This window comes from Actibacterium lipolyticum (assembly GCF_900184935.1).
GTDB classification, from domain to species: Bacteria; Pseudomonadota; Alphaproteobacteria; order Rhodobacterales; family Rhodobacteraceae; genus Actibacterium_A; species Actibacterium_A lipolyticum.
In genome coordinates this window covers 475,075-489,360 of record NZ_FXYE01000002.1, presented here as the reverse complement: position 1 = coordinate 489,360, position 14,286 = coordinate 475,075, and the positions used below count along the sequence as shown (strand labels likewise).

Below are 14,286 nucleotides of genomic sequence, written 5' to 3'. Positions count from 1 at the left end.
GACCATCTTGCCGCACTGTGACAATTGGCTGCAAAAATCGCGACGTCGCATGGCCAGTGCGACAGTTTAACCGATCAGCTGCGCCAAAAATCCACTTAGGTCATCGGTGTGGTGATGGATGTGATCCGCCGGTTCAGCCTTAGGGGCGACATGCACGGTGCGCATTCCCATCGCATGGGGCGCGGCCAGATTGCGTGGGTCATCCTCAAACATCACTGAATTCGCGGGGATGATCCCGTCAGCGGCAAAGACGGTTTCAAAGGCCGCGCGTTCGGGTTTTGGGCGAAAGCCTGCGTGCTCCACCCCATAGATCGCGTCAAAGACACCCGAAAGCCCGCGCGCGGCCAGAACACGTTCCGCATAAGGGGCTGAACCGTTGGTATAAACGATGCGCCGCCCAGGAAGGGCTTCGATCCGCTCCCTCAGCTCTGGATCGGGGGAAAGGTGGCTAAGGTCAATCTCATGCACCTCTGTCAGATAGGGGCCGGGGTCCACGCCGTGCAGGTCCATCAGCCCTGCAAGGGTCGTTCCGTATTCGCCCCAATAATGCTGGCGCAGGCGGTTTGCTTCGTCCTTGGGGACGTTCAGCGCGTTCATCACAAAGGCAGTCATGCGGACTTCGATTTGGTCAAACAGCCGCGCTTCGGGCGGATAAAGCGTATTGTCCAGGTCAAAGACCCAGCCCTGCCGATCAGTGAAATGATGCGCAACCATACCAAAGGCGTAGCGTGGTGCGTCAGCATGCGCAATGGGTTGGTCTTGATTCGCATGGCTTGGGCATTTAGCGTGTGGCGTCCGCAGCCGGAGTGCCCAATGAAAGACCTGAAGCCCACCAACAAAGATGCCTATGCGCTGATCCTCGATGCGATTGACGTGGGTGTCTATAAACCCGGTGATCGGCTGGTCGAAAGTGAACTTGCCGAACGTTTCGGCGTGTCGCGCACCCCAATCCGCGAAGCCCTTCAACGGCTTGAAACGCAATCCCTTTTGTCGCGGGACGGGCGCAGCCTGATCGTTGCATCGTTGAACCATAACCAACTTGCAGAGCTTTACGTCGTTCGTGGCGAGCTGGAAGGGTTGGCCGCCCGGCTTGCCGCGCGCCACGCCACCGAAGAAGAGGTCCGCGTGCTGCGTGACATGGTTCAAGAAGATAAGGCGCTGATCGGCGATCCGAAGGCGATGTCACGGGCAAACCGACGTTTTCACAAGCAGGTGCATCTTGCCTCTCATAACCGGTATCTGGTGCAGCAGTTGGATCTTGTGCATCGGTCGATGGCTTTGATGGCGACGACGTCATTGGCGGCCGAAGGGCGCGGTGAAAAAGCGCTGGAAGAACACGCGGCCATCGTTGATGCCATTGCCGCAGGTGACGGTGATGCCGCGTACGAGGCGTTGCGGTCCCATATTTCCATCGCTTTCGAAGCACGCTTGCGGTTGGACGCGGCCGGATACGGGACGGATATCTAAGGCGTCTGGGCCTCTTCCTCATCCGCGATGCCGTGGCAGGTTTTGTCCCAGTAAAACGGCTTAACGACCATTTCGAACACGGCCTTGTAGGTCGCGATGGCAGCAAGCGGATAGTACACGTGCAGGCTGGGCACCCACCCCCAGAGTCCGCGTTTACCGGCAAGGCTGGCCCCGGCGATTCCGATGGCGATGTTCGCGACTTCCGTCAGGATGAAAAGCGCCCCGACGAAAAGCATCACCTGTTGGGGTAAAACCCCTGTCAGTGGATGCGGCAAACCCAGCGCGATCAGCCAGAAGGACCACATAAGCGGGACCAACAGGAATTGCGAAAGCGTGCCAAGAAACATCACCTGAAAACCGGCGAATTTCCACGGGCCCAGCTCGCGCCACAACCGTTTGGGTTGGCGCATATGCACCGACCACGTCATTGCATAACCCTTAAGCCAACGTGAACGCTGTTTCACCCACGGCCAAAGGCGGCAATTTGCTTCTTCAAAGGTTGTGGTTTCAACCAGTTCTGTACGATAGCCGTGGCGGGCCAAACGAATGCCCAAATCGGCATCTTCGGTCACGTTATGGGCGTCCCAGCCACCAAGGCTTTCAAGTGCGGGGCGACGGAAAAACAGGGTTGTGCCACCCAGCGGCACGACCAGCCCCATACGTGCAATGCCGGGCAGGATGATGCGGAACCATGCAGCATATTCGATGGTGAAACAGCGCGAAAACCAATTCTTGGACGTGTTGTAAAAATCAAGCTGCCCCTGAAGGCAGGCAACCTCTGGCCCGCGTTCATGAAACAGGCGCACGATGCGGTGAATCTGATCCGGGTCGGGGGCATCTTCGGCGTCGTAAACCCCGATGATCGAGCCGCGGCAAAAATCGAGCGCAAAGTTCAGCGCCCGCGGTTTGGTTTTTAGGCTGCCAGTTGGCACGGTGATGACCCGCATCCAATAGGGCAGGCGAGAGCGCGCAAGCATCGCGCGGGTCGTTTCGTCATCCGCTTCGGTCACAAGGCAGATATCCAGCAGCTCTTTCGGGTAAGTTAGCCGACCAAGGCGGTCGACCAACCGCTTTGCGATGTCTTCTTCGTGGAACAGTGGAACCATGACCGACACCACAGGAAGGCGCGCGATGGCGGGGCGTTCTGGGGGCGGGCCGCTTTGTTGTGCATGTTTGCGCGCCCGCAGGGTGGTGATGGCGGCTGCGCATTTCAATGCGGTTGTGGCCAGCAGTGTGAAAAGGGCCCAGAATGTTAGTGCCGTGATTGTGGGCACCGGTGCAGCAAGAACCGCGCAGAACAGGCCAAGAATCAGCATGGTCAGGATGTTGCGCGGGGTTGCGCCGTACCAAAAACGGCAGCTTTCATCCTCTGCCACGCGGGTTTCGGCCTTTTGCGTAAGCTGGCGGTTTCGTGTGGCCAGAATCGCGGCGTGAATGTCACGCTCTCCGCTGAAGGCCATGATCGGCTCGCCAAAGCTTTTGGGCAACTTCTGACGCAGAACTTGGAATGCTTCGGGGCGGGAGGTGGCAATAATCGTTGCCCCACCAAGGCGGCGCACAGGTACGGCACCTTCGCGCAGGCACATATCGATGCCCATCGCATCAATCAAGCGCGGGTCCGGCGGAAGCTGCGCCAGATCAGCGGGCAGCGCACCGTACTGGGCGGCAAGGGCGGCGGTCAGATCGTCCTCTGCGACCATTCCATGGGCAAGAAGGATGTCGCCAAGGCGCAAATCCTGACGACGTTGCAGCGCTAAGGCTTTGATCAGGGCGTCGGGAGAAACCGCATTACGTTCAAGCAGGTAGTCGCCGATGGGCCGCCGCGCCCGCGTTATTGTCCGCCGCGGGGCCGCGCGGGGGGTATCAACAACGAGAAATTGTGTGGCTTTCGACATAGATTTCAAACTCTGATCCGATGGAACAGAGCCTGAAGTCTTAAGGTTAACGGCCAGTTAACGAAGGAAAAGCCGCTTAGGCGCGTGCTTTCATTGCCGCAGCGAACCGCTCAAACAGATAGTAGCTGTCTTGCGGGCCGGGGCTGGCTTCGGGGTGGTATTGAACAGAAAACACGGGGCGATCTTCCATGCGGATGCCGCAGTTCGACCCATCGAACAGCGATACATGGGTTTCTTTCACGCCAGCGGGCAGTGTTTGACTGTCCACCGTGAACCCGTGGTTCATCGATGTGATCTCTACCTTACCGGTTTCCAGATCTTTCACCGGGTGGTTAGCGCCGTGATGGCCGTGGTTCATTTTGATCGTTTTCGCACCAAGCGCCAGCGCCAGCATCTGGTGGCCAAGGCAAATCCCGAAAACCGGAACGTCTTTTTCCAGCACTTCCCGGATCATCGGCACGGCGTATTCGCCAGTCGCCGCAGGGTCGCCGGGGCCGTTCGACAGGAACACGCCTTCGGGGTTCAGGGCCAACACTTCTTCGGCGGTGGCCGAAGCGGGCAGCACAGTTACATCGCAGCCAGCAGAGGCCAAGCAGCGCAGGATATTGCGCTTTGCGCCAAAGTCGATGGCCACAACCCGGTGTCCGGGCGTTTCGCGTTTGGTGAACCCATCGGGCCAAGACCAACGCTGTTCGTCCCAGCGATAGGATTGCGCGCAGGTCACGTCTTTGGCCAGATCAAGCCCTTCCAACCCGCTGAAAGCGCGGGCTTTCGCGACCAGATCGGCAATGTCGAAATTGCCTTCGGGATCATGGGCAAGGGCCACGTGTGGCGCGCCTTGCTGGCGGATCGCGCGGGTCAAACGGCGCGTATCGATGCCACCGATGCAGATGCGCCCGCGCCGCGCCAACCATTCGGTCAGCGGTTCGGCAGAACGCCAGTTGGACGGAACCGTGGGGTCCCATTTCACAACCATGCCAGCGGCGACCGGATCAGCGGTTTCATCATCTTCGGGGTTCACACCCACGTTCCCCACATGAGGGAAGGTGAATGTCACCACCTGACCCGCATAAGACGGGTCAGTCATGATTTCCTGATACCCCGTCATGGCGGTATTAAAGCAAAGCTCTGCCACCGTTGTACCGGTGGCGCCAAAGCCATGACCATAGAACACAGTGCCATCGGCAAGTGTAAGGCAGGCGGTTGGTTTCGTGTGGGCGCTTGCTGCGGGCATTGCGTGCTCCATAGCTTAGATTTCGCGGAACCTACGCGGGGTCGCGAAAAGGTGCAAGGGGGGAGGTAAATTGCGTTTGTGTTTTAAAACAAAGACTTGGAAAATTAACGCTAAGGTTGCGCCTGTCAGCGGTAACAGGTATTTTCGAAGGCTGGACTTCATGGGGATGACTGACCAACATGGATATGCGAACGCGCATCGCTTCTGGCCTAAAAGACGCGATGAAGAATAAAGAGGTGGCCCGTCTTTCGACGCTCCGCCTTATTAACGCTGCGATCAAGGATAAAGACATCGCCATGCGTGGCGAAGGGGATGATGCAGGCGTTTCTGACGCTGATGTCCTTCAAATCCTTGGCCGTATGGTGAAACAACGCCAAGAAAGTGCGCGCGCCTATGAAGAGGGCGGCCGGCTGGATCTGGCAGAGCGTGAGCGTGCAGAGATCACCATCATCGAGGGTTTCTTGCCCAAGCAGCTGTCTGACGATGAGGTGGAATCAGCCATCGCCACCGCCATTACCGACACCGGCGCAGAATCGATCCGCGATATGGGTAAGGTGATGGGCGCGCTGAAGGGTAAATACACCGGCCAGATGGATTTCGGCGCGGTGGGCCCGATGGTCAAAGACCGGCTGGGGTAACGTACCTTGATTGTGAATATGGAAAAGCCGCGTCTTATAAAGGGCGCGGCTTTTTTGTGAATTCGCCGTGTTCTGCAAAGACGGATATCAAGCCGCCATCCAAAATAATCACTCTCCCGTTCAGAACTTTTCCCTTGTTCCATATGCATTCGGGAAAAAGCGACGATCACAGAAGTCAGATGAACCGGACGATCCGTTTAGGTCACTCGCCAATGTATGAAATGTCTGTGGTTTTGGCGGAAAGGTTCAATCGATTTTTGCTCAGATGACTGAAATATAATTACTTTTTCAGCTTACGTCCAAAGACTGCTCTTGATATTCGGCCATTAAATATCCTCTTGATCCGCCCAATCAAATGTAAAACACAAAGAGAGCCGATGAAGCATTTTCTTAAAGGCACAAAATATACAATTGCAATTTTAGCTTTCCTTGCACCACTGAGCCTTAAGGCGGAGCCATGGACAGTTACACTGAACAATGAACAGACCAAAGTTCTGTCTGAACTGGGAGCAAGGTCTGGCATCACAGCTTTGGCAATTTCGCCAGACGGTGCGTGGGGGACAGCTTGGGGTTGGAACACCATGGCTAAATCCACTGCACAGGCTCTTTCGAATTGTCGCGAGCATGTCAAAATGGGCAAGCGTGATTGTGTCGTCTATGCGTCAAACGGCAAACGAATCCTTCCGGATACAATAGACATCAAACGCGTTCAGCAGCGATACAAAGCCATCAATGGGAAAAAAGCGGCGAGTTTCTTTGGCCTTGCACCGATCGAATTTACAGGCAGCAGAAACGAGGCACTGCAAGAGTTTGAATTCACTAAAAGTGATGGACAGGCTTGGCGCACGATTCCAAAATCCCGCGCGCTGAAACGACAGTTGACTGGCCGGGGTTTGGTAAGTGCAGGAAAAGACGGGTGGGCAATCTTTTTGACCGAAGATCACGCTTTTCACGATTCCAAAGTCGGACGCAGCAAATTTGAACAGTGGGCGATCTCGGAAAATGGTCTCCTGTGCATGTTCTTTGGAAAATATGAAAACGGTAAATCAAGATCAACTGCATGCATGGTGATCGATGAAATTTCGCGCGGTGAGATGCGCTATAATTGGGCGGCGAACGGTGACAACCGAGCGCGTCGTGGTTTCATTGTTGCGGGCGATCCAGGAAAAAACTCTGTAAAATAGAAGGCTCTATGAGGTGCGCTCCTTTTGGCTTGGGGCGCACCTGGCTGCACGGGCAGTTAGCTCGATATTCTGGAAAATCTTGCCATATTCAATTCTAGCTTTAATTCCCGCCAGCAGTAACGGTCACTGCTCACGCGACATTAGTACAACCCGTTTTGGGAGCGACAATTCGATCGTCGCAGCAGTCTTGGATGAAACCGAGGGCGAAGAAGATGGAAGCGGGCACTAAGAGGTGGTGCCGCCTCGGTCACCATGGGCTCGTAGCGGACATTCAGGATGTCAGGGATTGTGTTGCTTGCCCCGTATCCTTGACAGCATTCCCTGCAATTCCCCATACAGCTCCGCCCGCTCTTCGGGGCTGAGGAAGGCGCCGAGTTCCACGTCGCGCTCTCCGCCCCTGAGGGTCAGGTAGTTTTCGACCGGGCCGCCCTTTGGGTGCATCTCGATCCGGAGCCAGTATGGGTTGGCGTGCCAGTCCTGTTTGGGGCCGCGTGGGTTGTGGCGAGTTAGCTCAACCCGGTCGGACCACAGGCGTAGTTCCTCTAGAATTTCGGCGTCTTTGTAAGAGCGTTCCAGCAGGTACCATGTCAGCGCGATTGCCCCGCCGATGAATGGCAGCAGCCCCCACAGGATGGGCGAGCCAAGGACGGCGAAGAGGGGGAGCAACACCAGTACGCAGGTGATCGCGAAGAATGTCACGAACCCTTTGCGGGGGAGGGAGCGGTAAGGCCACAGGTGCAGTGTAGCCGCGGGAGGATCGCCAGCCTCAAAAGAAAAGGCCCCGGAAATGTCCGGGGCCCCTTTTTCATTTATGTCCCATTCGTAGGGCATCTAGTGGGCGTGGCCCTTGTCCCAGTCTTCCTGCTTGGGGAGCGTTTCGAACGTATGCTCCGGCGGCGGGGAAGAAACTGTCCACTCAAGCGTGTCAGCCCATTCGTTCCAGTAGTTGTCTTCGGTCACGCGCTTACCTGCGAACAGGGTGTAAACAACGACACCGATGAAGAAGAGGAACGACGCGAAGGACAGGAACGCGCCCCAGCTGGAAACTTCGTTCCAGTAAGCGAACTGCTCTGGGTAGTCGATGTAGCGGCGTGGCATACCTTGGCGACCCAGGAAGTGCTGAGGGAAGAAGGTAATGTTGGCGCCGATGAACATCGCCCAGAAGTGCAGCTTACCAGCCCATTCAGGGTACTGACGGCCCGTCATCTTGCCGAAGTAGTAGTAGATACCGGCAAAGATCGCGAACACGGCACCCAGCGACATCACATAGTGGAAGTGAGCAACCACATAGTATGTATCGTGGTACATCCGGTCGACGCCAGTTTGGCTGAGTACGATACCGGTCACACCACCAACGGTGAACAGGAACAGGAAGCCAAACGCCCAAAGCATCGGAGTTTTAAACTCAACCGAGCCGCCCCACATGGTGGCGATCCAGCTGAACACCTTAACCCCGGTGGGTACCGCGATAACCATCGTGGCCAGCATGAAGTAGGACTGCTGTGTCAGGCTCAGACCAACGGTGTACATGTGGTGCGCCCAAACGACGAAGCCCAGAACACCAATCGCAACCATCGCGTAAACCATCGGCAGGTAGCCGAATACTGGTTTGCGAGAGAATGTCGCGATTACGTGGCTGATGATGCCGAAGCCAGGCAGGATGATGATGTACACTTCCGGGTGGCCGAAGAACCACAGGATGTGCTGGTACAGGATCGGATCGCCGCCACCTTCAGGTTGGAAGAAGGTTGTGCCGAAGTTCCGGTCTGTCAGCAGCATGGTGATAGCGCCAGCCAGTACAGGCAAGGACAGCAGGATCAGCCACGAGGTAACGAAGATCGACCAAGCGAACAGCGGTACTTTGTGCAGGGTCATGCCCGGCGTACGCATGTTCAGGAAGGTGGTGATCATGTTGATCGCACCCAGAATGGACGAAGCACCCGATACGTGAACGGCGAAAATCGCCAGATCCATCGAATAACCGCCTTCGGATGTCGAAAGTGGTGGGTACAGAACCCAGCCAACACCCGAACCCAATTGGCCGTTACCACCGGGGCTGAACACCGAAAGGACGGCCAGCGTAGTACCGGTAACATACAGCCAGTAAGACAGGTTGTTCAGACGCGGGAACGCCATGTCAGGCGCGCCGATCTGAAGTGGCATGAAGTAGTTGCCGAAGCCGCCGAACAGTGCCGGAATAACCACGAAGAACATCATCAGGATGCCGTGGCCGGTGATCAGAACGTTCCAGAGGTGGCCGTTCGGAGTACAGTTTTCTTCAGCCTGAGCAACGAAGCTCATGCCTTCCATACACATGTACTGAACGCCCGGGTCCATCAGCTCCAACCGCATGTACACGGTGAAGGCAACAGAGACGAAGCCCACCAGACCTGCAGTCAGGAGGTAAAGGATGCCGATATCTTTATGGTTAGTGGACATAAACCAGCGGGTAAAGAACCCGCGTTCGTCATGTCCGTCGTGGCCGTGAATGGCTGCGTCTGCCATACGATGCCTCCCGTTTCGAATTAGTTGATGCATAGCGGGCGTTAGCACGCCACGCGATTTCCCAAGCACGTTTTAGTTCTCTAGCGTGTCCGGGGCAATGTACCTAAGCGCCGCAGGGCGAAATTTTCTTTCCACTGCGCTTTGTGTTTCGGTGAAAAGCCTTCCACCTAGCGAAATCAATGACTTAGGTCGGGTGCGGGCGCGGCAAGCGCGGCCGGTTCGGGCTGATTTGGCCGCACAAAGCGCCTGGGCGTGATAAACTGCCACAGCGAATGCTGTATTTATATCAGCGCGTTACACATCAATTTACGACTTTCCGGCAGGAAGCGGCGGAATCTGAACGTTTCCGCGAAGGATTCGCTATTTGTCGGAGAATGCGGATTCGAAAGTTCGTTTCAGCGCCACATCGACGTCGTCCATCGTGACTGGAAGGCCAAGGTCAACAAGGCTGGTCACACCGTGTTCACGAATGCCGCAGGGAACGATGCCGCCAAAATGGCTTAGGTCGGGTTCGACGTTGATTGAAAGCCCATGAAAGCTGACCCATTTGCGAAGCCGCACACCGATTGCGGCGATTTTGTCTTCTGGGGCACTGCCATCGATCAGGGCGGGTTTGTCGTTACGGACGACCCAGACGCCAACACGCCCTTCGCGACGTTCACCAGTGACGTTGAATTCGGCCAAGGTGGCGATCACCCATGCTTCCATCTGCGCAACGAACTTGCGCACGTCGCGCCCGCGTTCGCCGACATTCAGCATAACATAGGCCACGCGCTGGCCGGGCCCGTGATAGGTGTATTGCCCGCCGCGACGTGTTTCATAGACGGGAAACCGGTCAGGATCGGTCAGGTCAGAAGGGTTTGCCGACGTGCCAGCGGTATAAAGCGGCGGGTGTTCGACCAACCAAATCGCCTCGTTCGCGGTGCCTTGGGCAATTGCGGCGGCGCGCGCCTCCATCTGGGCTACGGCGTCTTCGTAGGGCGTTAATCCGTTGGACGTGAGCCAATCAACCATTGGTGTTCCCGGTATTCCAAACTTGACAGAAACGCCTGCTGAGGCGGACAATTCCATCATTAAGCATACATTTTTTAGGCGCCGGCTTTCCGGCCGGACACCAGTTTTCATGGAGTCATGTCATGTTAAGGCATCAAATATCAATGGCTGTTGTCGCAGCTTCCCTTGTCGTTACACCCGCCCATCGCGCTGCCGCAGATGCGGGTGATGTTGCCGCCGGTGTTTTGTTGGGGGTGATCGGTTCAGCAGCCGTCAATTCCGCCAATAAAACTAAGAAAAAAACGTATACCAGCACCAAAACCAAGACGGTTTACAAGAAGCCCAGCATCTCATCCGCGCAGCGCGCTCAGAACCGAGAGGTGCAGACATCGCTGAACTATTTCGGCTTTCCGGCGGGCACGCCAGATGGGGTTGTCGGGCGGAATACGCGTTCAGCAATTTCGCAATATCAAGCACATATGGGATACCCGCCGACAGGTCAGCTGACCGAATATGAACGTACCTTCCTTGTGTCGGGGTATCACCGCTCGATCGCAGGTGGGGCGACCACTGCGCAGATGATTGCCGCCAGCCCGATGGGGACACGCGGCCTGCTGAAGACCTATCAGCAAGAGGCAGCAGGCATAGCGCCAACCTTTGCCACGGCGGCCCCCGTCGCGCCTGTGGTGCCCCAACAACAGGGCGCGCGTAACACGGTCATTGTCGTTGCACCAAAACAAGAGGCGCCCGCCGCCGTCGCCCCAGTTGAAGAGCCAATCATAGAGGCCGCCGTTCCAGCCTTTGGAGCAGGGGGCTTGCCCAATTTCATGGGGGCTTCCGAATCGGTTTCGCTGGCCTCGCACTGCAATAAGGTCAGCCTTCTGACCAATACCAACGGTGGTTTTACGACCGAAGCGGTCATGACAGACGCAAATTTCGCCATGAATGAACAGTTCTGCCTCGCGCGGACTTACGCAATTGCGCATGGTGAAGAGTTGGCTTCAAAGGTGCAGGGTTTCACGAAAGAACAGATCGCACAGCAGTGCGAAGCGTTCGGCCCAGCATTGAAAGATCAGATCGCGGGCATGTCGCTGAAACCGCAGTCCGAGGTGTTGCAAGAGGTGGGGGCATTCGTGCTGCAATCGGGTATGTCGCCTGCCCAGCTGTCGGGCACCGCGCGGATTTGCCTTTCGGTTGGCTATCGCACCGACAATATGGATGTGGCGCTTGCATCTGCCCTTATGCTGAATGCGTTGGGGGAGCCGGTATATGGTGAATTGATGGGCCACCATCTTAGTCAGGGATTCGGCGCCGCCAAACGCCCGGATCTGGCGCTGGCTTGGTATGAAGGCAGTCTGGACGCCATCGCCAAAGGTGCGACGCCGGTCTTCGCGCCGGGCCAGCCAGAGCGTTCGGGGCTAATCCGAAAGGCCGCCTATCAATTGGGCGGGGGGGCTGATGGGGCGGCCTTGGCTGACCCAACGGCACCGAAGCCCGTGTCGCTGCCGACATTCTCGGTCGAAAACTGAGCATTTGTTGAGGTTTTCAGGGGGCGGGAAACGGCCCCCTGAACAAGTCGCGAAAAAGGTCAAAAATACGCTTCACATCCCCGATCAACGCCGCTATGTAACCGCGCACTACCTGATCACGTGCGGTCGTGGCGGAATTGGTAGACGCGCAGCGTTGAGGTCGCTGTGGGGTAACACCCGTGGAAGTTCGAGTCTTCTCGACCGCACCAATCACCCAGACAAATTGATCGTTCAAGAACCGGTTTTCGCCGGTTCTAAGACTATTTGCTAATGGTCCGGCGTGCCCGCATTTTGCGTGTTTAATGTGAATACGGATCGGGCGTTTTGCCCGAAAACGAAGATTCCTAAGGCTAATGGACCGAAGCTTTTGCAAGAAAACGCCGTTTTTACTTTATGAAACGTCGCCTATGATTCCAAGTTGCGCTCTTGAATAGGAATGATACCGTTTAGGTAATGGGCAAAAGCCCACAATAAGCGTGCCGTGGGTGGCGCGCATAATAAAACAGGGAGTGTTGTTTGACCTCTGCGTCCGAAAGCGGGTTCGTGGTCTTTGACCGCGTCCAGAAAAGCTACGATGGCGAAACGCTTGTCGTGAAAGACCTTAACCTCTCTATCGGCAAGGGTGAGTTTTTGACGATGCTTGGCCCCTCAGGGTCGGGTAAAACCACCTGCTTGATGATGCTTGCGGGGTTTGAAACAGCCACGCACGGCGACATCCTGCTTGATGGCAAGCCGATCAATAACATCCCTCCGCATAAACGCGGCATAGGCATGGTTTTCCAAAACTATGCGCTGTTCCCCCATATGACCGTTGCCGAAAACTTGGCCTTCCCGCTGGAAGTGCGCAAAATGGGCAAGGATGAACGCGAAGCAAAAGTGAAACGCGCGCTGGACATGGTTCAGATGGGCGATTTCGGCGGGCGCCGCCCCGCACAGCTTTCCGGTGGTCAGCAACAGCGTATCGCGCTGGCGCGTGCCTTGGTGTTCGAACCTGAATTGGTTCTGATGGACGAACCGCTGGGCGCGTTGGACAAACAGTTGCGCGAACATATGCAGTTCGAAATCACCAAGCTGGCGCATGATTTGGGGATCACGACAGTTTATGTGACCCACGATCAGACCGAAGCGTTGACCATGTCGGATCGCGTGGCCGTGTTTGACGATGGCCGCATTCAGCAGCTTGCACCGCCAGATGAACTTTACGAAGCCCCGAAGAACAGCTTCGTTGCGCAATTTATTGGTGAAAACAACACGCTAGAAGGCGTCGTTGAAAGCATCAATAACGGCCGTGCCCTTGTGCGGCTTGATGGTGGCGAGGTGATCGATGCGACGCCGGTGAACGTTTCCAAAGCTGGGGAGCGGACGAAGGTTTCGATCCGTCCGGAACGCGTCGAATATAACAAAGAACGCCTGCACGCCGATGCGCACACGCTGAAAGCCGAAGTGCTTGAGTTTGTGTATATGGGTGACATTTTCCGTACGCGCCTGCGCGTCGCGGGGAACGAGGATTTCGTGATCAAAACACGAAACGCACCCGACCAGCGTCGTCTCAAACCTGGTGAGCAAATCGAAATCGGTTGGCTTCCAGACGACTGCCGCGCGCTTGACGCCTAACCGGCTGGCGCGGTTCCGAAATGGTTCTGTCGCTTGGCCCGGGGCTGGAACCACACAGGTAAATACGGGACTACAACTACGGAGTACGTTATGAAACTCACCTATTCTATTCTTGCCACTAGCATGATTGCGTTGTCTGCTGGCGCAGTGTCGGCAGCTGATATGACTGTGGTTTCTTGGGGCGGCGCCTATTCTGCCTCGCAGCAAAAAGCCTACCACGAGCCCTATATGGCCGCGAACCCTGACGTGAATATCATCAACGATGAAAGCTCACCCGAGGCTGTGGCGAAACTTCGTGCGATGAACGAAGCTGGCAACATCACATGGGATCTGGTCGACGTTGAAGCGGCCGATGCGATCCGTCTGTGTGACGAAGGCCTTGCGATGGAAATCGATCACGATGCTGTTCTGGCTGCGGCGCCTGACGGTACATCCGCCAGCGATGACTTTGGTGATATGATCGTTTCCGAGTGTTTCATTCCGCAGATCGTATTCTCGACAACATTTGGCTATCGCACAGACCAACTGGCCGAGGGCACTGCTGCGCCGAAGGGTGCCTGTGACATCTTCGATCTTGAAACATACCCCGGCAAACGCGGGCTGAACAAACAGCCAATCGCGAACCTTGAATGGGCACTGCTGTGCGACGGCGTCGCATATGAAGACGTCTATGACGCGCTGGAAACTGACGAAGGTCAGGCGCGTGCATTTGCCAAGTTGGACACCATCAAGGATCAAACCCTGTGGTGGTCTGCATCTGCTGAACCAATTCAGTGGCTGGCCGATGGCGAAGTGTTCATGGCATCTGCTTATAACGGCCGCCTGTTCTCGGCGATTGTAGAGCAGGAACAGCCAATTGGCATGGCATGGGATTGGCAGATGTTCGATCTGGACGGTTGGGTTGTACCCGCCGGTCTGCCAGCAGAGCGTGAAGCTGCTGTCATGACTTACCTAAACTTTGCCACCGATACACAGCGTCTGGCGGATCAGGCCAAGTATATCTCTTACGGTCCTGCACGCGCTTCTTCTGCGCCGCTGGTTTCCACACACGCGGATCTGGGTATCGAAATGGCACCTCACATGCCAACCGATCCTAACAACACCGAACATACCTTCGTGAACAACTACGAATGGTGGGCAGACTACCGCGACGATCTGGATGCGAAATTCCAGGCGTGGCTGGCTCAATAATCTGCTGAGCGGATGAAAACGGGAAGGGGCCGTTTG

Annotated in this window: 12 protein-coding genes and 1 tRNA gene; 7 read left to right on the top strand and 6 right to left on the bottom strand. The window is 56.2% G+C overall.

The genetic code is table 11. The features are described 5' to 3' along the window. Positions 1-66: 66 nt before the first annotated feature. Positions 67-714, bottom strand: a complete 648-nt coding sequence (locus tag COL8621_RS11075; protein WP_093967426.1) for a pyrimidine 5'-nucleotidase — start codon at positions 712-714, stop codon at positions 67-69. A gap of 99 nt (positions 715-813) precedes the next feature. Here COL8621_RS11075 and COL8621_RS11070 point away from each other — a divergent pair, with 99 nt between their 5' ends. After that, positions 814-1,467 carry a GntR family transcriptional regulator gene (locus COL8621_RS11070; protein WP_093967425.1) on the top strand — a complete coding sequence of 218 codons (654 nt, stop codon included), beginning with the start codon at positions 814-816 and terminating at the stop codon, positions 1,465-1,467. On the opposite strand, the gene COL8621_RS11065 is transcribed toward COL8621_RS11070, so the two are convergent. Next, positions 1,464-3,362, bottom strand: a complete 1,899-nt coding sequence (locus COL8621_RS11065; protein WP_093967424.1) for a glycosyltransferase family 2 protein — start codon at positions 3,360-3,362, stop codon at positions 1,464-1,466. The genes COL8621_RS11070 and COL8621_RS11065 overlap by 4 nt on opposite strands. Positions 3,363-3,438: 76 nt before the next feature. Further along, a complete protein-coding gene (carA, locus tag COL8621_RS11060) occupies positions 3,439-4,596 on the bottom strand; it encodes a glutamine-hydrolyzing carbamoyl-phosphate synthase small subunit (protein ID WP_093968527.1) in 1,158 nt (385 codons plus the stop codon). A 179-nt stretch (positions 4,597-4,775) separates the two neighbouring features. On the opposite strand from carA, the gene COL8621_RS11055 reads away from it, so the two are divergent. Further along, positions 4,776-5,234: a GatB/YqeY domain-containing protein gene (locus tag COL8621_RS11055; RefSeq protein WP_093967423.1), complete on the top strand. Its 459-nt coding sequence runs from the start codon at positions 4,776-4,778 to the stop codon at positions 5,232-5,234. Between the two features lie 377 nt (positions 5,235-5,611). Beyond that, positions 5,612-6,418 carry a hypothetical protein gene (locus COL8621_RS11050; protein WP_141137881.1) on the top strand — a complete coding sequence of 269 codons (807 nt, stop codon included), beginning with the start codon at positions 5,612-5,614 and terminating at the stop codon, positions 6,416-6,418. Positions 6,419-6,697: 279 nt separating this feature from the next. On the opposite strand, the gene COL8621_RS11045 is transcribed toward COL8621_RS11050, so the two are convergent. The 3 genes from COL8621_RS11045 to lipB all read right to left on the bottom strand — a co-directional run bounded on the left by COL8621_RS11045 (position 6,698) and on the right by lipB (position 9,937). Beyond that, positions 6,698-7,249: a DUF2244 domain-containing protein gene (locus COL8621_RS11045; RefSeq protein WP_093967421.1), complete on the bottom strand. Its 552-nt coding sequence runs from the start codon at positions 7,247-7,249 to the stop codon at positions 6,698-6,700. Next, the gene (ctaD, locus tag COL8621_RS11040) at positions 7,250-8,923 is read right to left on the bottom strand and encodes a cytochrome c oxidase subunit I (protein ID WP_093967420.1); all 1,674 of its coding nucleotides are present in this window, start codon (positions 8,921-8,923) and stop codon (positions 7,250-7,252) included. Between the two features lie 360 nt (positions 8,924-9,283). After that, on the bottom strand, positions 9,284-9,937 hold the full coding sequence (lipB, locus tag COL8621_RS11035; RefSeq protein ID WP_093967419.1) for a lipoyl(octanoyl) transferase LipB: 654 nt from the start codon (positions 9,935-9,937) through the stop codon (positions 9,284-9,286). Positions 9,938-10,080: 143 nt separating this feature from the next. Between lipB and COL8621_RS11030 the strand changes: the two genes are divergently transcribed. The 4 genes from COL8621_RS11030 to COL8621_RS11015 all read left to right on the top strand — a co-directional run bounded on the left by COL8621_RS11030 (position 10,081) and on the right by COL8621_RS11015 (position 14,250). Further along, positions 10,081-11,445 (top strand): peptidoglycan-binding domain-containing protein, encoded by a 1,365-nt coding sequence (locus tag COL8621_RS11030; protein ID WP_235823840.1) that lies wholly within the window; start codon positions 10,081-10,083, stop codon positions 11,443-11,445. 122 nt (positions 11,446-11,567) lie between these two features. Beyond that, positions 11,568-11,654 (top strand) — tRNA-Leu (locus tag COL8621_RS11025). A 307-nt stretch (positions 11,655-11,961) separates the two neighbouring features. Continuing rightward, positions 11,962-13,059: an ABC transporter ATP-binding protein gene (locus tag COL8621_RS11020; RefSeq protein ID WP_093967417.1), complete on the top strand. Its 1,098-nt coding sequence runs from the start codon at positions 11,962-11,964 to the stop codon at positions 13,057-13,059. 90 nt (positions 13,060-13,149) lie between these two features. Beyond that, complete coding sequence (locus COL8621_RS11015; protein WP_093967416.1) at positions 13,150-14,250, top strand: extracellular solute-binding protein; 1,101 nt, start codon at positions 13,150-13,152, stop codon at positions 14,248-14,250. Positions 14,251-14,286 lie beyond the last annotated feature (36 nt).

Excerpts from the sequence above, each read along its gene's own strand:
- COL8621_RS11065 (WP_093967424.1), bottom strand. The coding sequence starts at position 3,362 with ATGTCGAAAGCCACACAATTTCTCGTTGTTGATACCCCCCGCGCGGCC.
- COL8621_RS11015 (WP_093967416.1), top strand. The coding sequence starts at position 13,150 with ATGAAACTCACCTATTCTATTCTTGCCACTAGCATGATTGCGTTGTCT.
- lipB (WP_093967419.1), bottom strand. The coding sequence starts at position 9,937 with ATGGTTGATTGGCTCACGTCCAACGGATTAACGCCCTACGAAGACGCC.
- COL8621_RS11050 (WP_141137881.1), top strand. The coding sequence starts at position 5,612 with ATGAAGCATTTTCTTAAAGGCACAAAATATACAATTGCAATTTTAGCT.
- carA (WP_093968527.1), bottom strand. The coding sequence starts at position 4,596 with ATGCCCGCAGCAAGCGCCCACACGAAACCAACCGCCTGCCTTACACTT.
- COL8621_RS11070 (WP_093967425.1), top strand. The coding sequence starts at position 814 with ATGAAAGACCTGAAGCCCACCAACAAAGATGCCTATGCGCTGATCCTC.
- ctaD (WP_093967420.1), bottom strand. The coding sequence starts at position 8,923 with ATGGCAGACGCAGCCATTCACGGCCACGACGGACATGACGAACGCGGG.
- COL8621_RS11075 (WP_093967426.1), bottom strand. The coding sequence starts at position 714 with ATGGTTGCGCATCATTTCACTGATCGGCAGGGCTGGGTCTTTGACCTG.
- COL8621_RS11030 (WP_235823840.1), top strand. The coding sequence starts at position 10,081 with ATGGCTGTTGTCGCAGCTTCCCTTGTCGTTACACCCGCCCATCGCGCT.
- COL8621_RS11045 (WP_093967421.1), bottom strand. The coding sequence starts at position 7,249 with ATGCCCTACGAATGGGACATAAATGAAAAAGGGGCCCCGGACATTTCC.
- COL8621_RS11055 (WP_093967423.1), top strand. The coding sequence starts at position 4,776 with ATGGATATGCGAACGCGCATCGCTTCTGGCCTAAAAGACGCGATGAAG.